The sequence below is a fragment of the Actinomadura atramentaria DSM 43919 genome, assembly GCF_000381885.1.
In the GTDB taxonomy this organism is placed as follows: Bacteria; Actinomycetota; Actinomycetes; order Streptosporangiales; family Streptosporangiaceae; genus Spirillospora; species Spirillospora atramentaria.
Genome location: NZ_KB907212.1, coordinates 154,093 through 175,076, shown reverse-complemented (window position 1 = coordinate 175,076; position 20,984 = coordinate 154,093). Strand labels below are relative to the sequence as shown.

General features: G+C 75.4%; 19 protein-coding genes. 1 reads left to right on the top strand and 18 read right to left on the bottom strand.

Annotation, left to right across the window (positions count from 1 at the left end):
- Positions 1-30: 30 nt before the first annotated feature.
- The 14 genes from G339_RS0114205 to G339_RS0114140 form a co-directional block, all read right to left on the bottom strand.
- Positions 31-1,146, bottom strand: a complete 1,116-nt coding sequence (locus G339_RS0114205) for an FAD-dependent oxidoreductase (RefSeq protein WP_240489822.1) — start codon at positions 1,144-1,146, stop codon at positions 31-33.
- Positions 1,147-1,192: 46 nt separating this feature from the next.
- Complete coding sequence (locus G339_RS0114200) at positions 1,193-2,668, bottom strand: hypothetical protein (protein ID WP_019631744.1); 1,476 nt, start codon at positions 2,666-2,668, stop codon at positions 1,193-1,195.
- On the bottom strand, positions 2,668-3,051 hold the full coding sequence (locus tag G339_RS0114195; protein WP_019631743.1) for a RidA family protein: 384 nt from the start codon (positions 3,049-3,051) through the stop codon (positions 2,668-2,670). The genes G339_RS0114200 and G339_RS0114195 overlap by 1 nt, the downstream gene beginning before the upstream one ends.
- Positions 3,052-3,069: 18 nt before the next feature.
- Positions 3,070-4,020, bottom strand: coding sequence for a sugar kinase (locus tag G339_RS0114190; RefSeq protein ID WP_019631742.1), 951 nt, complete (start codon positions 4,018-4,020; stop codon positions 3,070-3,072).
- Positions 4,020-4,688, bottom strand: a complete 669-nt coding sequence (locus tag G339_RS0114185) for a bifunctional 4-hydroxy-2-oxoglutarate aldolase/2-dehydro-3-deoxy-phosphogluconate aldolase (protein WP_019631741.1) — start codon at positions 4,686-4,688, stop codon at positions 4,020-4,022. Before G339_RS0114185 ends, G339_RS0114190 begins: the two co-directional genes overlap by 1 nt.
- A gap of 14 nt (positions 4,689-4,702) precedes the next feature.
- On the bottom strand, positions 4,703-5,911 hold the full coding sequence (locus G339_RS0114180) for an alanine racemase (RefSeq protein WP_019631740.1): 1,209 nt from the start codon (positions 5,909-5,911) through the stop codon (positions 4,703-4,705).
- The gene (locus tag G339_RS0114175; RefSeq protein ID WP_019631739.1) at positions 5,908-6,750 is read right to left on the bottom strand and encodes an IclR family transcriptional regulator; all 843 of its coding nucleotides are present in this window, start codon (positions 6,748-6,750) and stop codon (positions 5,908-5,910) included. Before G339_RS0114175 ends, G339_RS0114180 begins: the two co-directional genes overlap by 4 nt.
- Positions 6,751-6,790: 40 nt before the next feature.
- Positions 6,791-7,522 (bottom strand): MBL fold metallo-hydrolase, encoded by a 732-nt coding sequence (locus G339_RS36665; RefSeq protein ID WP_026341437.1) that lies wholly within the window; start codon positions 7,520-7,522, stop codon positions 6,791-6,793.
- On the bottom strand, positions 7,519-8,661 hold the full coding sequence (locus G339_RS0114165; protein ID WP_019631737.1) for a M20/M25/M40 family metallo-hydrolase: 1,143 nt from the start codon (positions 8,659-8,661) through the stop codon (positions 7,519-7,521). Before G339_RS0114165 ends, G339_RS36665 begins: the two co-directional genes overlap by 4 nt.
- On the bottom strand, positions 8,661-9,614 hold the full coding sequence (locus tag G339_RS0114160; RefSeq protein ID WP_026341435.1) for an ABC transporter permease: 954 nt from the start codon (positions 9,612-9,614) through the stop codon (positions 8,661-8,663). Before G339_RS0114160 ends, G339_RS0114165 begins: the two co-directional genes overlap by 1 nt.
- Positions 9,614-10,558, bottom strand: coding sequence for an ABC transporter permease (locus G339_RS0114155; protein ID WP_019631735.1), 945 nt, complete (start codon positions 10,556-10,558; stop codon positions 9,614-9,616). Before G339_RS0114155 ends, G339_RS0114160 begins: the two co-directional genes overlap by 1 nt.
- A complete protein-coding gene (locus G339_RS0114150; protein ID WP_019631734.1) occupies positions 10,551-12,059 on the bottom strand; it encodes a sugar ABC transporter ATP-binding protein in 1,509 nt (502 codons plus the stop codon). Before G339_RS0114150 ends, G339_RS0114155 begins: the two co-directional genes overlap by 8 nt.
- A 2-nt stretch (positions 12,060-12,061) precedes the next feature.
- Entirely contained in the window at positions 12,062-13,111 is a 1,050-nt protein-coding gene (locus G339_RS0114145; protein WP_019631733.1) for an ABC transporter substrate-binding protein, read from the bottom strand.
- A gap of 80 nt (positions 13,112-13,191) precedes the next feature.
- Positions 13,192-14,781, bottom strand: coding sequence for an N-acyl-D-amino-acid deacylase family protein (locus tag G339_RS0114140; protein WP_051107837.1), 1,590 nt, complete (start codon positions 14,779-14,781; stop codon positions 13,192-13,194).
- Between the two features lie 246 nt (positions 14,782-15,027).
- On the opposite strand from G339_RS0114140, the gene G339_RS0114135 reads away from it, so the two are divergent.
- Positions 15,028-16,407: a DUF1266 domain-containing protein gene (locus tag G339_RS0114135; RefSeq protein ID WP_019631731.1), complete on the top strand. Its 1,380-nt coding sequence runs from the start codon at positions 15,028-15,030 to the stop codon at positions 16,405-16,407.
- Position 16,408: 1 nt separating this feature from the next.
- Here G339_RS0114135 and G339_RS0114130 read toward each other — a convergent pair whose 3' ends face one another.
- From G339_RS0114130 to G339_RS33675, 4 genes are all read right to left on the bottom strand, one after another.
- Positions 16,409-17,602: a homogentisate 1,2-dioxygenase gene (locus tag G339_RS0114130; protein WP_019631730.1), complete on the bottom strand. Its 1,194-nt coding sequence runs from the start codon at positions 17,600-17,602 to the stop codon at positions 16,409-16,411.
- An 81-nt stretch (positions 17,603-17,683) separates the two neighbouring features.
- Entirely contained in the window at positions 17,684-18,163 is a 480-nt protein-coding gene (locus tag G339_RS0114125; RefSeq protein WP_026341433.1) for a hypothetical protein, read from the bottom strand.
- Between the two features lie 352 nt (positions 18,164-18,515).
- Entirely contained in the window at positions 18,516-19,754 is a 1,239-nt protein-coding gene (locus tag G339_RS0114120; RefSeq protein ID WP_019631728.1) for an FAD-dependent oxidoreductase, read from the bottom strand.
- Complete coding sequence (locus G339_RS33675) at positions 19,751-20,983, bottom strand: carboxylate--amine ligase (RefSeq protein WP_019631727.1); 1,233 nt, start codon at positions 20,981-20,983, stop codon at positions 19,751-19,753. Before G339_RS33675 ends, G339_RS0114120 begins: the two co-directional genes overlap by 4 nt.
- Position 20,984: the final 1 nt, after the last annotated feature.

Sequence of the window (20,984 nt, the reverse complement as noted above, 5' to 3'; positions counted from 1 at the left end):
CGTGAGCGACCCGGCCCGTTCCCCGGCGTTTCAGACGCGGTCGCTCAGGCCGCGCAGCATGCGGCCGAACGCCCAGGTGCCGAGCGCGGGCGGCGGCGCGGCGAGGCGCAGGGCGGGGGACGTCTGCGCGAGCGCGCGCGGTCCGGTGACGGCGAGGCCGTTCGCGGCGAGGGCGGACGCGGCGGCCGCCCGTCCGCGACGCCGCCGGGAGTACGCGCGGACGGCCGCGTCCACCGGTGCGGCGGCGAGGCAGGCCGCGAGCGCGCGGACGTCCTCCAGCGCCTGGTTCGCGCCGTGCGCCAGGACGGGCGGCATCGCGTGCGCCGCATCGCCCAGCAGGACGCACCGGCCGTGCCCGAGGCGGCGCGGCACCCGGTGCCGTTGGTGGGGGAACGCCTCGATGTCCTCGTCCCGTAGCGCGGCCAGGATCTTGTCCACAGGCTCGGCCCAGCCCGCGTAGCGGCGGCGCAGGTTTTCCACAGGACGGTCGCCCGGTTGCTCGTCGGGCAGTTCGAACATGCATTGCATGAGCCCGTCGCCCGCGCCCATGAAGCCGCAGTCGCCGCGCCGCCCGACGAGCACCGTCATGGCGGTGCCGGGGTCGAACGGGGCGGGGATCAGGCCCTGCCACGTCGCGATGCCGGTGCGGGCGGCGGGCAGGTCGCCGAGGACGTGGGCGCGGACGCGCGAGCGCACGCCGTCCGCGCCGACGAGCAGGTCCGCGACGTGCTCGTCCCCGGACGCGGTCCGCACGACGGCCCGGTCCGCGCCGATCCGCACGTCCGCGACGGACGAGCCGAACCGCACGATCCCGTCCGGCAGTCCCGCGAGGAGTTCGGCGACCAGCGCCGCGCGCGGGACGACGCGCGCCGCCGAACCGAAGCGGGCGGCGAGCGCGTCCAGGTCCACGTCGAGGACGCGACGCCCGCGCGCGCTCCGGACGGACAGCGCCGAGAGCCGCTGCCCGAGCGCGCCGACGCCGACGCCGAGGTCCCCGAGGATCGCCGTGCCGTTGCACCAGAGGGTGACCGCACCGGTGCCGAGGCGCGGCGCGTCGCCCTCCTCCAGCACGGCGACCTCGTGGCCCGCCGCGACGAGGGCGCGCGCCGCCGCGAGCCCGGCGATCCCCGCTCCGGCGATGAGCACGCGCAACGGTCGGCCTCCGATCAACTACACGACGTAGTACTACATCCTATAGTTGACCGGCGGCACGGACCGCGCCCGCGATGCGCTCCAGCGCGGGCCGCGGGGCCAGCCCGTAGCAGTAGAAGTCCACCGCGTCGGTCCCCGCGCCGCGCGCCGCCGACGCCTTCGCGGCCAGGTGCTCGGCCGAGTCCGTGTCGGGGAAGCCGGGGCGCAGGACGGTGCGCAGCTCGACGTCCGGGCCGAGCGCCGCCCGGTACGCGGCGACGTCCAGCGCCACCCGCTCGGCGTCGCGCGCGTAGCAGAGCGCCGCGTAGGACGGCACGACGCGCGCGAGCGCCGCCGGGTCCACGCCGATCCGCCACGCGTCGGCGGCGGCCGGACCGCCGCCGGGCCGCCCGTCGGCGTAGCCCTTCACCGCGCCGGTGAGGTCGAGGAACGTCAGCCGCGAGCCCTCGGCCGCGACGGCCGCCGCGACCTCGGCGGCCAGCGAGGTGACGGTCGCAATCCGCTCCCGCGCGTACTCCAGCAGAACGTCCGGCAGCACGGCGGTCGGCCGCGCACCGCCCGACCGCACGCCGCCCGGCACGCCCTCCGGCGGCCCGCCGCCCGGCAGCGCCGCCATGCCCGACCGCGCGCCGCTCGGCGGCATGCCGCTTGACCGGGCGCCGTCCAATTGCGTGCCGCCCGAACGCGCGTCGCGCTGCAGGGCCACATCCGATCGTGCGCCGCCCGGCAGCGCGCCGTCCGACTGCATGCCGTCCGGCGGCGACGCGTCCGGCAGTGCGGCATCGGCTGGCATGCCGGCCCGTGGCGGTTCCGACCGCACGTTGTTCGGCAACGTGTTCGGCATGGCGGTGGTGGGTGGGTCGCCGTTCAGGACGGCCTCTACTAGTTGTGCTGCGGTGGCGCGGGCTGCGGCCCCATTGGTGGAGCGCTTCAGGCAGTGGGGGCAGAAGCACAGGCCCAGGGCGAACTCCGCCGCTTCCCCCAGCTCCACGAACGAGCGTTCGTGGTGGTAGCCGTGGCCGAAGGTGCCGAAGTGCAGGGACTCGGCCACGACCGAGTCCACGCCCAAACGCGCGATGGAGCGTGCCAGGGCGACCGCGTACGCGCGGACGTCCGGATGCGACGGGCACAGGTCCGCCGGAGCCCCCCGGTCCCCGAAGCAGTTCTCCTGCGTCACGTCCGGATGGGCCAGGCCGATCGTCGTGTTGTGGAGGAACACGCCCCAGCCGTGCAGCCGCGCCCCGGCCGCGTCCGCCGCCGCGCGGGCCGCGCGCAGCGGCCGAGCCGACGCGCCGTCCTGCACGGGCGGGCGCAGCCGCAGCCCGTCGAACGCGTCGCCCAAGGGGAAGTGGACGCCGTCGTGGCGCAGCGTGACGCGCGTCCGGCCGTGCGGAGTGACGTCCCGCGCCCGGTGGTAGGCGGCGGCGACCGCCACGCCCGCCGTCCCGCACGCGAGGACCCGCGCGAACCCCTCGTCGCGCAGGTCCTCGGCGAACGCGTAGAGCGAGGAGTCCATCAGCTCTTCTTGTAGGCCACGAAGTCGATCTCGACCAGGATGTTCATCAGGTCCGACCCGACCGTCGTCCGCACCGGGTAGGGCGCGGTGAAGTGCTCCCGGTAGACCTCGTCGTACGCGGCGAAGTCGCGGTGGAGTTCCTGGAGGTGGACGGTCGACTTCACGACGTCCGAGAAGTCCAGCCCGTGCTCGGCCAGCACCGCCTTCAGGTTGGCGAGCACCTGGCGGGTCTGCGTCGCCACGTCGTCGCCGACGACCGCACCGGTGGCCGGGTCGATCGGTCCCATCCCCGCCGTGTAGACGAAGTCGCCCACGACGAGCCCCTGCGAGTAGGTGCCGCCAGGCGCGGGCGCGTCGGCGCTGCGGAGTTCACGCTTGCTCATATCGGTTCTCCCTCTCAGTCAGCGATCGACGGCGTCGTCCGCCGACCGCAGCAAATCCAGGTCGGCGCGGTTGGGCAGGCCCTCCCAGTCGCCGGGGACGGTCACCGCGTACGCGCCCGCCGCCGACGCGGTCGCGAGCCGTTCCGCGACCGGCCGGCCCAGCACGAACTCCGCGAGGTACCCGGCCGCGAACGCGTCGCCCGCGCCGACCGGGTCCACGACCGCGACCGGGTGCGGCGGCGCGTCGAAGACCCCGCCGTCGCAGTGGGCGACCGCGCCGAGCGCGCCGCGCTTCACCAGCGCCTCGCGCGGGCCGAGGGCCGTCAGCGCGGTGGCCAGCTCCGCCGCGTCGCGGCCGGCGGCGACGAGCCGCGCCTCCTGCTCGGTCGCGAACACGACGTCCGCGCGGGCGACGAGCGGGCGCAGCAGCTCGCCCGCCTCCTCCGGCGTGCAGAGCGCCTTGCGGTAGTTGAGGTCCAGCGACACCGGGACGCCCGCCGCGCGCGCGGTGTCCACGGCGTCGTGGACGGCGCGCCGCGCGTCGGCGCCGAGCGCGGCCGTGATGCCGGTGACGTGCAGGACGCGCGCGGCGCGCACCAGGTCGTGGGGGACGTCGCCGGGCGCGAGCCGCGACCCCGCCGAGCCCGACCGGTAGTACTGCACGCGGGTGAGCTGGCCGGACCGCCGTTCCTTGAACATCAGCGCGGTCGGCGCGGCCGGGTCCGTCACGACGTGCGCGACGTCCACGCCCTCCCCGGCGAGCGTCGTGCGGACGAGACGGCCGAACTCGTCGTCCCCGACGCGCCCGCACCAGGTCGCGGTGCCGCCGAGCCGGGCGAAGCCGATCGCGACGTTGGACTCCGCGCCCGCGACGCCGAGGTCGAGCGAGCGGGCGTGCCGCAGCGGGCCGACGACCGGGTTCTCCAGCCGCGCCATCGTCTCGCCGAGGGTGACGAGATCGGTCGCCATCACGCCGCTCCCGTGCCGCGCGCGGCGGCGACGGCGGCCAGCAGCGCGCGGGCGCGGTCGGCGAGGGCGTCGAGCGGGCCGCCGTCGAGGGCGTCGCCGATCAGCGAGCCGCCCGCGCCGACCGCGACCGCCCCGGCCGCGACGTACTCCCCGGCCGTCGCGGCGGACACGCCGCCGGTCGGGACGAACGGGACGTCGCGGAACGGTTCCCGCAGGTCCCGCAGGTAGCCGGGGCCGAGCGCGCGGGCCGGGAACAGCTTCACGGCCGTCGCGCCGAGGTTCCACGCGGTCTCGACCTCGGTCGGCGTCAGCGCGCCCGGGTAGTGGGCGACGCCCAGGTCGCGCGCGGCGGCGGCGACCTCCGCGCCGGTGCCGGGCGCGACGAGGAACGTCGCCCCGGCGCGGACGGCCGCCGTCGCGTCGGCGGCGGTCCGGACCGTGCCCGCGCCCACCTCGATCGGGCCGTCCGCGAGCGCCGGCAGCCGGTCGGCGGCCGCGCGGATCGCGTCGAGCGCGCCCGGCGTGTTCAGCGTGACCTCCAGGCAGCGCACGCCCGCGCGGACGAGGGTGTCCAGGACGGCGGCCGTCCGGTCGCCGCGCGTGCCGCGGACGACCGCGACGACGCCGGTCTCCGCCAGGACGGCGCCCGGGGTCAGGCGGGGGGTCATGAATCGTCCTTCTCTCAGAAGTACGTACGGATGAGGTCGGTGACCGTGTCGTCGTCCTCGACGACCGGGACGACCTGCCACTTGTCGAAGGCCGTACAGGGGTGGGAGATGCCGAAGCACACCAGGTCGCCGGGGCGCAGCCCGTCGCCCGCGACGTAGGCGTGGTGGTCGTTGGTGTTGGTGACGCGCAGCCCGTCGGCGGGCTCGACGGCGCCGTTCGCGCGGCGAATCCGCAGCGGGACGGGCAGCCCCTCGTCGTAGGGCGCCTCGCGCTTGCCCATGCCGACGATCGCCAGGCCCGGCTCGGGCACGGAGGTGACCTGCGCCCAGACCTCCAGCGCCGCGTCGAGCGAGCCGGGGACGCGCGTGAACGGCGTCTTGCGCGTGTAGACCCCGTCGTCGTGCGAGACGTACGCGCCGCTGCGCAAAACGACGGTGAGTTCCCGGCCGGGCAGCCACGCGCCGCCGAGGCGGTCCGCGACGACGTCGAAGTAGGCGCTGCCGCCCGCGCTGACGATGACCGACTCCGGCAGCAGGTCTCCGAGCGCGAGCGTCGCGTCGCGCAGCCCGGACAGGTACGCGCCCGCCGCCTCCGGCGTCGTCAGCCCGCCCTCGTAGCCGGACACCCCGGCGAGTTCGGTGCCGGGCGCGGCGGCGACGGCCCGCGCGACCTCGGTGAGCTGCTCGACCGTCCGGCAACCGGTGCGGCCGTTCGCGTGCCCCAGCTCGACGAGCACCTGGAACGGACGCTCCCCGGCGGCGGCCGACAGCGCGGCGACGCCCTCCGGCGAGTCGGCGTACAGGTAGAACTCGAAGCCCTTCGCGACCTCGCCGCCGAGCCAGCGCAGCGCGGTCGCGTCCAGCAGTTCGTTGGCGAGCAGGACGCGCGGCACGCCGAACCTCCGGTACGCGAGCACCTGGTTGGCGGTCGCGGCGGTGATGCCCCACGCGCCCGCGCGGAGCTGCGCGTCGAACAGCGACGGCGCCATCGTCGTCTTGCCGTGCGGCGCGAACGCCAGCCCGTGCTCGGCGGCGAACGCGGCGAGCGTCGCGATGTTGTGCTCCAGCGCGGAACGGCGCGCGATCATGAGCGGCCAGGTGAACGGGCCGCCGAACAGCGGGTGCCGGGCCGCGCCGAAGTCGGCGAGCGAGACGGGGCCGTCCGGCAGCCACAGGCCCTTGGTGCGCCAGTCGACCTGCTCGTCGGGGATGGTCAGGCTCACGGCTGCGGAACTCCTTGCTCGTCGGTATTCACGTCGGCGCGGGCGGGGTCGATGCCGGTCCGCGCCGAGCCCAGCACGCGCGAGATCTCCAGCCCGGTGCGCGCCACGAGCGGCCCGACCTCCCGGACGCGCGCGGGCGTCATCCGGGAGATCAGCCCGGACACGCTCAGCGCGCCCACGGCCCGGTCGGTGTGGTCGAAGATCGGCGCGGCGACGCAGCGGACCTCGGGCTCGTTCTCCCGGTCGTCGATGGCGTAGCCGGTGCGGCGGACGCGGTCGAGTTCGGCGGCGAGGCGGTCCGGGTCGGTGATCGTCCGGTCCGTCATCGCGGCCATCCCGTCGGCGACGGCGGCGCGCAGGGCGTCGTCGCCGTGGCAGGCCAGGATCGCCTTGCCCACGGCCGTCCGGTAGACGGGCAGCCGCATCCCGACGCGCGACGCCATCCGGACGTTGTGCTCGTTCTCGACCTTGTCGATGTAGACGACGTCGGGGGAGTCGTACACGACGAGATGGCACGTCTCCCCGACCGCGCGCTGCAGCGCCCGCAGCGGACGCGCCGCGACCGACCGCAGGTCCAGCGACGACAGGTACGCCTGCCCGAGCCGCAGCACGCCGTGCCCCAGCCGGAACCGGCCGGTCTCCCGGTCGCGGGCGAGCAGGTCGCCGTCCACCAGCGGCGCGGCGAGGCGCAGCACGGTGCTCTTGCTGAGGCCGAGGTCGTCGGCGATGCGGGTCAGCGAGACGCCCCGGTCGCCGCCGTGGTCGCGGACGTGGTCCAGGACCGCGAGGGCGCGCCGCAGCGACGACGACTGGTTGCGGGCGGCTGTCTCGGTGCTCATCGGCGCTCCTTGCGGACGGCGGCGCGGACCGGCGGGGGGATCACGTCGTGCTCTCCGGAAGGAGTCCGCGGGCGAACACGTCGCGCGCGGCCGTCAGATGCCGCCGCGCACGCGCGAGGGAGATCTCATGATGCCCCGGCAGCAGCGCGTCGATCTCCAGTCCGGCGAGCCGCGCGACGCTGCGCGCGTACTCGGGGACGCGGCTGTCGTGGAGGTTCTGCAGGGAGATCCGCCCGCCGGCGAACACGCAGTCGCCGGAGAACAGGGCGCGGCCCTCGGGCGCGTCGAGCAGGTAGCAGACGTGCCCGTCCGCGTGGCCGGGCGTCGCGATCGCGTGCAGGACGACGCCGCCGAGGTCGATCCGCTCCCCGTCCGCGACCGGCCGGACGGACGGGCACGGCGGGAACGCGTACCCGGCCGGGTACACGCCCGCCGCGCGGCCCCGGTCGACGCTCAGCATCGACTCGGCCCCGGCGGCGATCCACGCGCGGGCGGGTTCGGCGGCGCGGACGTCCAGGCCGGGCAGCAGCTCCGCGAGCGCCGCCGCGCCGCCGGCGTGGTCGGCGTGGCCGTGGGTGAGCAGCAGGTGCCGCTCCCCCGGCCCGTCCGGGACGGCGGCGGCGATCGTCGCGGCGGACGCGCCCGCGCCCGCGTCGACCAGCGCCCAGCCGCGCTCGCCGCGCACGAGGTAGACGTGGCAGTCCAGCGGATCGGTGAGGTCGAACCCGGCCGCGCCGCTCGCGACGAGTTCCACGTGATCGGTGAGCCTCACGCCACGACCCCCCGCACGGTGTCCGCGACGATCCGCGCCGCGAGCGCGACGTCGGCGAGCGCGACGGACTCGGCGGCCGAGTGCGCGTCGTCGAGCGCGCCGGGCCCGAGGACGACGGCGGGCACCCCGGCCAGCGCGAGCTTGCTCGCGTCGGTGCCGAACGGCATCCCGCGCGCCGTCCCGTCGCGGCCCGCGCGGGCGAGGGCGCGGGCGAGCGCGGCGGGGACGGGGCTCGCCGCGGGCGTGTCGAGCGCGTGGTCGACGGTGAACGGCTCGTCCACCTCGATCCGGCCGGGCAGCAGCGCGGCGAGTTCGGCGCTCTCGCGCTCCCACACCGCGTAGGGGTCCTCGCCGGGCAGCGTGCGGCGGTCCACGTCGATCTCGCACGTGCCGGGCACGGTGTTGGGGCCGGTGCCGCCCCTGATCCGGGTGGCGGTGCGGGTCGCGCCGCCGAGCAGCGGGTGCGGGGCGACGCCGGGTTCGGCGGCGGCCAGGTGCTCGATGACGCGGCCCATCAGGCTGATCGCGTTGACGGCCTCGGCGGGCCGCGAGCTGTGCCCGGCGACGCCGAGCGTCCGCACGGTGTAGCGGACGCAGCCCTTGTGCGCGACGACGGGCACGAGCCCGGTCGGCTCCCCGACGACCGCGCCGACCAGCTCGGTGTCGGCGAGGTCGTCCACCAGGTCCAGAACGCCCCGGTAGGCGTGCTCCTCGTCCATCACGGCGGCCAGGACGACGCCGAACGGCGGCGGGTCGCCCGCCGCGAGCTCGGCGGCGGCCAGCATGAACGCGGCGAGCGGCCCCTTGGCGTCGCACGCGCCGCGCCCGTACAGGCGGCCGTCGCGGACCGCGCCCGCGAACGGGTCGACGGTCATGCCGTCGGTCTCGACGGTGTCGAGGTGCGATTCGAGCAGGACCGCGCGCGGGTCGCGGCCCGGCACGGTCGCGACGACGTTCGGCCGTCCCGGCTCGACCTCGCGCAGCTCCGCCTTGATGCCGCGCGCCGCGAGCCAGTCCCGGACGACCTCCGCGACGGCGGCCTCCCCGAGCCCCGGCGCGACGGGCCCGCCGCGCGGGTTGACGCTGGCGGTCCGCACGAGCGACCGCAGCAGGTCCTCCACGTCCCCCGTGGCCGCCATCAGGTCCTCCGTTCCCGGGCGTAGGCGAGCAGCAGCGCGATGATCAGCAGCCCGAGCGTCATCTGCCGGACGCCCTCGGACAGGTTCCACGCGGTCAGCAGCGCGGTGAGCAGGGTGAGCAGCAGCGCGCCCGCGACCGTCCCGAGGACGTGCCCGCGCCCGCCGAGGATCGACGTCCCGCCGAGCACGACCGACGCGATCGACAGGAGCTGGTACGGGTTGCCCATCGTCAGCGAGCTGGTGGCGGTGAAGCCGAGCAGCACCAGGCCCGCGACCCCGGCGAGCAGCGCGCACGCGCCGTAGGCGATGAACGTCGTGACGCCGAGCGGGACGCCGGACGCGCGGGACGCCTCCTGGCTCGTCCCGAGCGCGAACACGTACCGTCCGACGCGCGAGGCGTGCAGCAGCCACACCGCGACGGCGGTGATCGCGAGCCACAGCACGAACGCCAGCGGAATCCCCGCGACGCGGTCGTTGGCGAGGGAGTCCAGCAGCCCGATCTTCGCGGACTTGGGCGATCCGTTGGTGTAGACGAGCAGCGACCCGGCGACGATCGTGCCCGTCGCGAGCGTCATCACCATCGGCGGGACGCGCAGCCACAGGACGCCGACCGCGTTGACGAGCCCGACGAGCAGGCTCACCGCCAGCCCGACGAGGATGCCCGCCGCCCCGCCGTGCCCCGCCGAGACCTGCGCGCACACGACCGCCGACAGCGCGACGACCGACGACACCGACAGGTCGATGCCGCTCATCATCACCACGAGCGTCTGCCCGATCGCGATGATCCCGAGGAACGACGCGGTCTGCGTCAGGTAGCGGACGCTGGAGACGCTGTCGAACCCGTTCGCGAACAGGATCGCGGCGGCCCAGGTCACCAGCAGGACGCCGAACGCCCACGCGGCGCGGTGGTCGCGCAGGGCGCGGAGCCCTGCGGTGCGGGGGAGCGCGGTCATCATTCGGTCCTCTCGCGGGTCGCGAACGTCTTCACGGTGATCGCGACGATCAGCACGACGCCCTGGAGGATGAGCTGGTAGAAGGGTGACAGCCCGGTGAACAGCAGCAGGTTCGTCAGCAGCCCGATCACCAGGGCGGCGAGCACGGCGGCGCGCATCTGCCCGACGCCGCCGAAGAAGCTGACGCCCGCGAGCACCGACGCGGCGATGGAGTTGAGCGTGTAGGGCGCGCCGATCGTCGCGTCCCCGGAGCCGGTCTGGACGGCCAGGCCGATCCCGGCGAGGCCGACGAACACCCCGGCGAGGGCGTACGCGGAGATCTTCACGGTGCGGGTCTTGACGCCGCTGGCGTACGCGCCGTGCTCGTTGCCGCCGACGGCGTACAGCGACAGCCCGAACCGCGTCGTCTTGACGAGTTTCCACACGACGAGCACCGCGACGACCACCACGAGCGGCAGCGCGACGCCGTTCCACCCGTCGTTGTACGCCTTGACCAGGCCGCTCGGGACGCTGCCGCCCGGCTGCGGCAGGACGATCAGCGTCACGCCGCCCCACAGGAACGACGCGGCGAGCGTCACGATGATCGGCGGCAGCCCGGCGAACGCGACGAGCGTCCCGTTGACCGCGCCGGTCGCCGCCGCGACGGCCAGCGCGCACACGGCGGCGAGCGGCACGCCGTGGTCGGCGGTGACGGCGAACACCGCCATCGCCAGCGCGAGCACCGAGCCGAGCGACAGGTCGATGCCGCCCGTCAGCATGACCGCGCTCTGCCCCATCGCGGCGAGGATCAGCGGCAGGAACTGCGCGGACAGGATCGTGATCGACGCGGGCGTGAACAGCGTCGAGTCGTAGTGGCTGTAGGCGGCGAGCAGCACGACGATCAGCGCGCCGAGCCCGACGACGTCGAGGTTGCCGCGCAGCCGCCCGGCCAGCGCGTCAGGCATGGGTCACCGCCGGGTTCACCGAGGCGCGGACCAGCCGCTCCTCGGTCAGGTCGCCGCCCGCGAGGCGCTCCACGACGGCCCCCTCGTACATGACGGCGACCTCGTCGCAGAGGCCGACGAGTTCCATGGTGTCTCCCGAGGTCACGAGCACCGCGACGCCGTCGTCGGCGAGTCGGCGCAGCAGGTGGTAGATCTCCCGCTTGGTGCCGACGTCGATGCCGCGCGTCGGCTCGGCCAGCAGCAGGACCCGCGGTTCGGACGGCAGCCAGCGGGCCAGTGCGACCTTCTGCTGGTTGCCGCCCGACAGCCGCCGGGCCTCCTGCGAAGGACTCGCCGCCTTGATCCGCATCCGGTCGATGAGATCGGCGACGAGCCCGGCCTCGGCGTTCCGGTCGACCGTGGTGAGCCGCCGCGCGGGCGCCACCGTGTCGAGGTTGGTGAGGGCGAGGTTCGCGCGGACGCTCTGCGCCACGTGCAGCCCCTCGACCTTGCGGTCCTCGGGCACGTACGCGATCCGGGCGCGGATCGCCTCGCGCGGCGAGGACAGTTTCGCGGGACGTCCGGCCAGTTCGATCTCGCCGCCGTGCCGGGCGAGGCCGAACAGCGCCCGCAGCACCGCCCGCTGCCCCTGGCCCTGGAGCCCGCCGAGGCCGAGGATGCGCCCCGGCGTCAGCTCCAGGTCCACGCCCGCGCACCCGCCGGGGACGGTCAGCCCCCGGGCGCGCAGCGCGGGAGCCGTGGCGGCCTTGGTCGGCGCCGCCTTGGCGGGGAACAGGTCGGACAGCTCGCGTCCGATCATCAGGCGGACGATGTCGTCGTGGTCGGTCCCGGCGCGGTCGCGGGTCGCCATGACCGCGCCGTCCTTCAGGACCGTCAGCCGGTCGGAGATCGCGAACAGCTCCGCCATCCGGTGGCTGACGGTCACCACCGAGGAGCCCGCCGCGCGCAGTTCCCGCACGACGCGGAACACCGCCTGCACCTGGTCGTCGTCCAGCGCGGACGTCGCCTCGTCCAGGATCAGCAGGCGCGGCGCGCAGACGAGCGCCTTGGCCAGTTCCACGAGCTGCTGCTGGCCGAGCGAGAGCCGGCCCGCCCGGGTGCGCGGGTCGACGTCCAGGCCGACCCGCTCCAGCAGCGGCCGCGCGCGGCGCGCCAGGTCCCGGCCGAGGACCAGGCCGCGCCGCGCGGGCCACTGCCCGAGGAACACGTTCTCCGCCACCGTCTGGTGGGGGTTGAGGCTCAGCTCCTGATGCACCGAACTGATCCCGGCCGCGCGGGCGCGGAGCGGGGACCACGCCCGCAGCGGCTCGCCGTCCAGGCGCAGCTCGCCCGCGTCGGGCGCCTGCATCCCGGTGATGAGCGACAGCACGGTGCTCTTGCCCGCGCCGTTCTCGCCGACGAGGGCGAGCACCTCCCCGGCGCGGACGTCGAAGCTCACCTCGTGCAGCACGCGGTTGCCCGCGAACGACTTCGAGACCCGGTCGACGGTCAGGAGCGCCACGGCTACTGCCCGATCAGCTTGTCGATCTCGGCCTGCGGGAGGTCGGTGATCGGGTAGGAGTCGTCGGGCTGGTCGGCCTTGGCGTACTCGGCGAGGTTGTCGTCGGTGATCTTGGGCAGCGGGACGGTGATCTGGTTCGGGACCGTCTTGCCGCCCGCCTTCGCGACGGCGGCGCGCAGGGCGATCACGCCGAGGTAGTTCGGCTGCGCGGTGGACAGCGACGAGAAGCCCTTGGCCTTGTTCGCCTGCCACATCTTCAGGAAGCCGTTGTAGTTCTCGCCCGTGATCGGGACGAGCTTCTTGTTCTGCTTGACGATCGTCTGGAGCGCGGCGGCCGACAGCGCGCCGCCCTGCGAGAACACGCCGTCGATGTCGGGGTGCGCGGAGTACGCGGACGCGAACGCCTGCGCGGCCGGGGCCAGGTTGTACTCGCTGTGCAGGTTCGCGACGACCTTGATGCCGGGGTACTTCTTCAGCGCCTCCTCGGCGCCCTTCCACCGGTCCTCGCTCGTCGCGACGCCCGCCGGGCCGTTGAACGCGATGATGTCGCCCTTGCCGCCGAGCTTGTCGGCGAGCCACTGGGCCGTCATCCGGCCCCACTCCTTCTGGTCGGTGCCGACCCGGACGACCTTGTCGCTGGTGACGAGGCTGTCGAAGTTCGCGACGGCGATGCCCGCGTTCACGGCCTGCTCCAGCGCCGGGTTCAGCGCCGTGGAGCTGCCCGCGTCCACCAGGATGACGTCGTACTTCTGCTGGATCATCGCGCGGATCTGGGCGATCTGCTGCGAGGTGTCGCCGTTGGCGTTGAACGTCTGGTAGCTGGCGACGGCGCCCTCGGACTTGAGCTTGGCGATGTCGGCCTGGAGCATCTTCTGCGTCTGCTGCATCCACGACGGGGTCAGGTAGATCGTGGACCAGCCGACCTTGAGGCCCTTGGCCTTGCCCGCGCCGCCGCCGTCGCCGTCGTCGGACTCGACGCCGCACGCGCCCGTGGCCGCCAGCGCGCCGATCGCGGTGAGCGCCACGACGGCTCGCGTGAACCTTCCGTTCATCGGGGGTGTCTCCTTGTGCTGCCCGGAGCCCTCGCGGGGTCCGGCGAAGTGGGGGTGGGAGGAGTTCGGTGCCGGGCGGGTCAGCCCGGGGTGAGCGCCCGTCCGGGGGGACGGCGCGCGGCGGCCTCGGTGAGCGCCCCGCCGCGCAGGACGGGCACGCCGTTGACGAGGACGTGGTCGACGCCGTCGGCGGGCGCCTTCGGCGCTTCGTAGGTGGACCGGTCCACGACGGCGTCGGGATCGACGACCGCCAGATCGGCGGCGGCCCCCGCGCGGACCCGCCCCCGGTCGGGGAGCCGGAACCGCTCGGCCGCGCGGCCCGCCAGATGGACGGCGGCCTGCTCCCACGTCCAGTCGCCCAGCTCCCGGACGTGCCGGGCGAGCATCCGGGCGAACGCGCCCCAGCCGCGCGGGTGCGGGCGGCCGCCCTGGTAGATGGCGTCGGAGCCGGTCGTCTGCGCGGGGTGCCGCAGCAGCGCCCGCACCGACGCCTCGCTGTTGGTCGGCGGCTGGCCGAACACGCAGCCCGCCTCCAGCCGCGTCGCGACGAGCAGGTCGCAGCAGAACGCGCCGGGGGTCGTCCCCGCGCGCTCGGCGGCGGCCGGCAGCGTCATGCCCTCGGCCCAGCGCAGGCGGTCGGCCGGCACGTGGGACAGGGTGATCCGGGGCCAGACCTCCGGCCGGCGCGCCCACCACTCGGTCTCCAGCCGGGCGCGGACGGCGGGGTCGGCGAGCGCGGCGAGGGTGGCGTCCAGGTCGGCGATCGGCAGCCACTCCGGCAGCGTGACGAGCGTCAGCGTGCTCGCCCCGCGCAGGTAGGGGTAGTTGTCGAAGGTCAGGTCGACGCCCTCGGCGCGCGCGCCGTCCACGAGGGCGATCAGCTCGTCCGCCGGGCCGTGGTAGTGGGACACGTGCGGGGCGGCGCCGGACGCGCGGGCGATGTCGAGCACTTCGGCCATGCCGTGCGAGGCGCGGTCCTCGTAGCCGCGCATGTGCGTGACGTACGGGAGCCCGGCGGCGGCGACGGGCGCGCAGAGCGCGGCGATCTCGGCCGCGTCGGCGTACGCGCCGGGCACGTACTCCAGTCCGGTGGACAGTCCCGCCGCGCCGTCCGCCAGGCCCCGCTCGACGCGGGCGCGCAGCGCGGCCAGCTCGGCGGCGTCGGGCGCGCGGCGCTCGGTGCCGAGCACGTCGTGCCGGATCGTGCCGTGCGGGAGCAGGTAGACGGTGTTGAGCGGCGTGCGCCGGTCGTAGGTCGCCAGCAGGTCCTCGACGGACAGGTACCCGGTCCCGCCGTCCGCGGGCAGCGCGGGGTGGCGGCCGTTGACCGGTGCGAAGTAGCGGCCGACGTAGCGGACGGTCGCGGGTCCGGCGGGCGCGTACGACACGCCGTCCTGGCCGAGCACGAACGTCGTGACGCCCTGGCGGAGCGCGGCGAGCTGGACCTCCGGCTCGAAGACCGCGGCGTCGCCGTGGACGTGGGTGTCGATGAAGCCGGGCATGACGTGGCGGCCGGCGGCGTCGAGCACGGCCGCCGCACCGGCGGCGTCGAGCGCGCCCGGTTCGGCGACGGCGGCGATCCGGTCGCCGGTCACGCCGACGTCGGCGCGGCGGCGGGGGGCACCGGTGCCGTCGAGCACCGTGCCGCCGCGGATCACGACATCAAACATCAGCCGTCCAATCACCACATACCGTGACAATCCGGTCGCTATCACCCGGTTGACGAGGAGATTAGGCGGCGACGGCGGCCGACGGCCAGTTTTGCAACACATGATTTTGCATTGCACAACCTATGCGCTGACCTGCGGAGATCGCCCCATCGGCCGGAAACCGCCGCCCTGGACACTCTGCGACCGGTCGGTAACATGTCCCGACCGTCGCCGGGGCGGACCCGCGAGAGCGTCAGGGGCGTACTGATGATCAGCGAGGACATGGACGTCGAACGCGCCCGCGCGATGCTGGCCGAGTTCGCCGAGGACGCCTGGACGCACGTCGCCTGGCTCGTGGACGAGGTCGGCTTCGACCACGACGACTACGAGCGCCGCCCGCTGGGCCTGCTCGAACCGCTCGAACGCTACGTCGGCGACCTCGGCGACGAGGACCCCGACCCGGCCGCCGACGACGCCGACGACCCGTGGATCGCGCTCCAGGTCGCGCTGTCGGCGTACGTCGCGGACGTCCTCATCCGCTCGCACGGCGCGCGCTGGACCGTGGAGGGCGTCCCCGGCGAGCCGACGCAGAGCTCGTTCGTGCTGGCCGTCACCGGGCTGGACGGCCGGACCCGCACGCTCGACCCCACCGACGTCGTCCGCGACCACTTCGACCCCGACGAGCCCGACGTGTACGCGCCCGTCGTCCACGGCCTCGACGCGGCGGGCGTCGCGCCCTGGCACTCGCCCGCGCGCCCCGACGACGCGCGCGGCTCCGACGTCACCGACGTCCAGCGCTGGCTGCTCGGCCTGTGCGCCCACTTCGCCCGGATGAACGGCTACCCGGTGGACCGGCTCGGCCCGTCGCCCGACCGCCCCGCCGCCGACCGGATCGGCGCGCTGCGCACGCTTTTCCAGGCGTGGGGCGCCTACGACCCGGAACTGCTGGACGAGCAGGTCACGTTCCTCCTCCAGCACGGGATGCGCGCCCAGTTCGAGGAGGCGGCGACCGTCGCGGCGTCGCTGTCGGACCGCGAGAGCGACGAGTACGCGCGGCTGCTGCGGTTCGCGCGCGACGCGTCCGCCGCCGACCGGTTCGGCGCCGAGCCGTGCCGCGAGGACGTCCGGGCGCTGTCCCGGCTCGTCGAACTCCGCTACGGCACGGCGTCGGTGGACCTGCTCCCGCACCTCGTCCCGCTGCTGACCGGCGAGCGCGCCCCCGAGGCGAGCCCCGCCGCCGCCGAACTGCACTGGTTCCTCGCCCAGGCCCTGGACGACCCCGACTTCGCCGAACGCGAGATCGACCGGCTGGAGCTGAACCGCGACCTGGCCTTCCAGGCGAACCGCGGCCGCTACCTGGTGTGGGACGCGGCCCGCGCGTTCATGGTGCTGCGCTGGGCCCACATGGTCGGCTGGCTGGACGCCGAGGAGTGCTGGGACCGCGTCCTGCCCGCCGCCCGGTCCGTGCAGCGCCGGTACGTGTCGTGGCGCGACATGGCCGCCTGCTACCTCCAGGCCCGCTACCTGTGGGCGGGCCGCGCGCCCGGCGACCAGGCCCGCTACGAGGACGTCGTGCGGGACCTGGCCGCCGATCCGGCCGGGCCGTGGACCGTCCCGTGGGACCTCCCGCTGCGCCGCGACTGGTGATCTACTCCGCCGGGCCGCGCCCCGCCCACGTCCACGCGTAGCCGGGGTCCTCGCAGGCCAGGCCGCCTTCGCCGAGTTCCAGCGGACGGAACGTGTCGACCATGACGGCCAGCTCGTCGAAGAACTCCACGCCGACGCTGCGCTCGTACGCGCCCGGCTGCGGCCCGTGCGCATGCCCGCCGGGATGCAGCGAGACGGAACCCTGCCCGATGCCCGATCCGCGCCGGGCCTCGTAGTCGCCGCCGCAGTAGAACATCACCTCGTCGCTGTCCACGTTCGAGTGGTAGTAGGGGACCGGGATGGACAGCGGGTGGTAGTCCACCTTGCGCGGCACGAAGTTGCACACCACGAAGTTCGGTCCCTCGAACACCTGGTGGACGGGCGGCGGCTGGTGGACGCGGCCGGTGATCGGCTCGAAGTCCCGGACGTTGAACGTGTACGGGTACAGGCAGCCGTCCCAGCCGACCACGTCGAACGGATGCGCCGCGTAGGTGACGCGGCTGCCGACGATCCCGGCGGACGTGCGGTGCTTGACCAGCACGTCCACGTCCGAGCCGGCGCGCTCCAGCGGCTCGGCGGGGCCGCGCAGGTCCCGCTCGCAGTACGGCGCGCTCTCCAGGAACTGCCCGAACCGGGACAGGTACCGCTTCGGCGGCGCGACGTGCCCGGCCGCCTCGATCGCGTACGCGCGCAGCGGCGCGTCGCCGGACGGCACCCACCGGTGCGTGGTCGAGGCGGGCAGCACGACGTAGTCGCCCTGCTCGGCGGCCAGCGCGCCGAACACCGTCTCGACCGTCGCCGAACCCGACTCGACGTACACGACCTCGTCGCCGGTCGCGTTCCGGTACAGCGGCGACGGCTCCGCCGCGACGACGTACGACAGCCGCACGTCGGCGTTGCCGAGCACCAGGCGGCGGCCGGTGACCGCGTCGCCCGCCGCGCCCGCCGGGAACAGCTCGTGCAGCCGCAGGTGACGGGGCCGCAGCGGATGGTTCGGCGACGTCGCCACCGGTGGGATCTCCCAGACGCGCGAGTCCACGACCGCCGACGGCAGCCCCCGGTGGTACAGCAGCGACGAGTCGGAGCTGAAGCCCTCCTCGCCCATCAGCTCTTCGTAGAACAGGCGGCCGGACGCGTCCCGGTGCTGGGTGTGGCGCTTCGGCGGCACCGCGCCGACGCTGCGGTAGTGGGCCAAGGTCCCTCCCCGGGGAGCCGTCGTGGATCGACCTTCCCGGCCGACACTACGACGGCCCGCCGGGGCCGGGAAGCCCGCGCGTCAGGCGACGTAGCCGAGCAGCCAGGGCGTCGGGGCCCCGCCGCGCAGCGTCACCTCCGACTGCGGCCCGACCTGGATGTTCGCGACCGGACGGCCGCCGTCGTCCGCGACGACCTGGAAGCGGACGTCCCTGAGCACGACCCGCGCGCCGGGCGCGATCGAGAACAGGCGGCGGTCGCGGTTCCACCGGATCGTCGAGCCGGAGCCGTCCAGCTCCACGTCGCGCGTGACGCGGGGCAGCGCGGCCCGCTCGCCCGCCGGGTGCGTGATCGTGTAGACGCAGTGCGCCTTCAGCCGGACCGCGCCGCCCGCGCGGACGGCCGCCGCGAGCCCGGCGGCCCCGCCGTCCCCGCCGTCGCACGGGACGGTGCCGCGCGCCCGGTCGGCGGCGAGCGCGCGCGGGACGGTCGTGTGCGGCGCGGCGAGCGCGAGCGCGGCGAGCAGCGCCGGGGCGACCCGGCGCGCGGACGGGAACCCCATCATCGTCGTCCTCCCGAAACGAAGATCATGTACTCATGGTGACATGATCAGTACCGAGAGTGGCGCAACGGGGCCGGGGACGCCGAAAAGCGCACGTGGTGCCACCGTCCCGGGTGGCGCCACGTGCGCTCTCGTCGTCGCGGAGCGCGGGACGGGCCAGCCCCTGAACGACCCGTCCGCGATGCGCTCCGGCGAACCGGGCCCGGCGGCCGCTCCCCCCGAGACGGCCGCCGGCACCGACTCTGTGAAACGTAGGCCCTACCCCTCGGTAAGTTCACGTGTTGTCACGGTCGTGCGACGGACGGTCGATATTCGGCGACGAACGGACGGTCCGCGACCGCTCGTCGCACGCTCACCGTCCGGCCCCGGCCAGCCGCCCGGCCGTTCCCGTGTCCGCCGCGCCGCCCCCCGGACGGCCCGCGACCCGCCGCGCCACGCCGCGCGCCGTGCGCCGCGCCGCGAAGTCCGTCCCGTGGACGAACCGCAGCACCGGGCCGAACGACGCGGCGGCCGCGAGGCCGGTGAAGAACAGGCCGGGCGCCGACGACTGGAAGTCGCGGTCCAGGCGCGGCGAACCGTCCCAGCGGGCCAGGCGCGCGCGCAGGTCGGCGTCGAGCAGCGGCAGCCGGTCCAGGTCGGGGACGAAGCCGGTCGCGGCGATGACGTGGTCCGCCGCCAGGCGCTCGGTGCCGTCCGGGCCGTCCAGGCGCAGGACCGCGCGGCCCCCGACCTCGTCCGCGCCCGCGACGCGGCGGCCCGCCAGGACGCGGACGCGCTCGTCGAAGCGGTCCCGCAGCCACCAGGAGCCCGCCGGGCCGAGCGTCGTCGCGACGATCCGGCGGCGCGTCCGGTACGGCAGCAGGCGCGTCGCGGCGGGCCGCTCGGAGTACACCCACGTCCGCCAGCCCCGGCCGAGGCCGTGCAGCGGCGCGGTCGGGCCGCGGCCGCCCGCCTCGACGGGAACCCGGTTCCAGTCCAGCTCGGGCCGCCGCGCGACGACGGTCGGGCGCGCGCCCAGCTCCGCGAGCAGCACCGCCGTCTCCAGCGCCGACTGGCCCGCGCCGACCACCGCGACGTCCCGGCCCGCGAAGCCCGTCAGGTCCCCGTGGTCGGCGCTGTGCGTCAGCAGGTCCGGCGCGAGGCCCGCCAGCTCGGCGGGGACGTGCGCGAACGGGCCGACGCCGACCGCGACGACCACCGCCGCCGCCCGCACCGCCTCGCCCGTCGCCAGCGCGGCCCGGTAGCCGTCCCCGGCGGGCTCGATCCGCTCGACGCGCGTCTCCTCCGCGACCGGCGCGGCGCGGCCCGCGAACCAGCGGCCGTACGCGACGAACGCGTCCAGCGGCACCGGGTCGCCGACGCCGACGCCCGGCGCGAAGTCGGGGAACGCCAGGCCCGGTTCCGGCGCGCCGATGCTCGACGCGAACGGTTCGGACTTCAGGCACATCCCGCGCGGCATCCGCCGCTCCCAGAACTCCATCGGCGTCCCGACGAGCCGGGTCTCCACCCCGAGGCCGCGCAGGTGCGCCGCCGTCGCGAGCCCGTACGGCCCGGCGCCGACGACGAGCGCGCCGATCTCCGCTGCGGTCATGTTCTTTCCTTCCGTTGGAGCGCGCGGTGCAGCGCGCGGCCGAGCAGGGCCCGTCCCAGCGCGAGGAACGGGCGGGGGTCGGCGGCGTCGAACCAGGCGGTCTCGCCGGTCGCGGCGAGCCGCGCGAACCGGCGCAGCGCGCCCGGCGAGCGCAGCGCGCGCCGCAGGTACTGGTTCTCCACGACGAGCGTGCGGCCGAGGCGCGGGACCGTCTCCGGCACCGCGCGGCCGGACGCGTCCAGGTGCAGGACGGCCGCCAGGTCGAGGCCCGCCCGGTCGGTGAACAGCCGGAACTGCGCGCCGAGCCGGGGGTTGAAGTCCAGCAGCCGGTACACGCCGGCGGCGGCGTCGTACCGGAAGTCCAGGTCCACGACACCGGTGCAGCCGAGGGCGCGCACGACGTCGGTCGCCAGTTCCTCCAGGCGCGGGTTCGCGACCCACTCGCCCGCGACGGTGTGACCGGTGTCGGCGGGGTAGGCGACGTGCTTGCGGCCCGTCGCGCTGAACAGCCGCCGCGCGTCGCGGTCGAAGTACGCCTGGTAGAACCAGTCGCCGCCGTCCGGCGGGACGAGCCGCTGGAGCAGCAGCGGGCCGCGCCCGCCGCCCGCCGCGTCGTACAGGGTCTCGGCCTCTTGCCGGGTGCGGACGAGCGTCGTGCTCCTCGTCCCGAAGGGTTGCAGCCACGGCCGCGCCCACTTGGCGACGAGCGGCAGGCCCAGCTTGGCGACGAGTTCCGCGACGTGCTCGTGGGACGTCGGCACGTGCGTCTCGGGGACCGCGATGCCGCGCCGCTCGCACTCGGCGGTCAGCGCGGTCTTGTCCGCGACGCGGCGCGGCGCGTCCGGGGCCTGCGGCGCGAGCGCGTACCGGTCGGCCAGATCGGCGGACCGCTCCGCCGCGAAGATCGCGGTGGCGTCGTCGAGGGGGACGAGCAGCGCCCGCCGCCCGATCCGCCGCGAGGTCTCGGCCAGCCGGTCCAGCAGCGCGTCCGGGCCGGCGGCCGGGTCGGTGGTCGGGCCGGCGGTCGCGCTGGCGGTCGGGATGCCGGGGCGCCGCGCGCGCAGGTACCGCGACGCGGCGGCGGGCTCGGGCCGCCCGGCGAGATCCGCGTGGACGGCGACCCCGCGCCGCCCGAGCGACCGGATCGCCGCGAGCGTCCCGTGGTGGAACGGGTTGGGATCGGTGCGCACGAGCAGCACCGGCAGCCCGGGGTCCAGTTCGATCGGCATC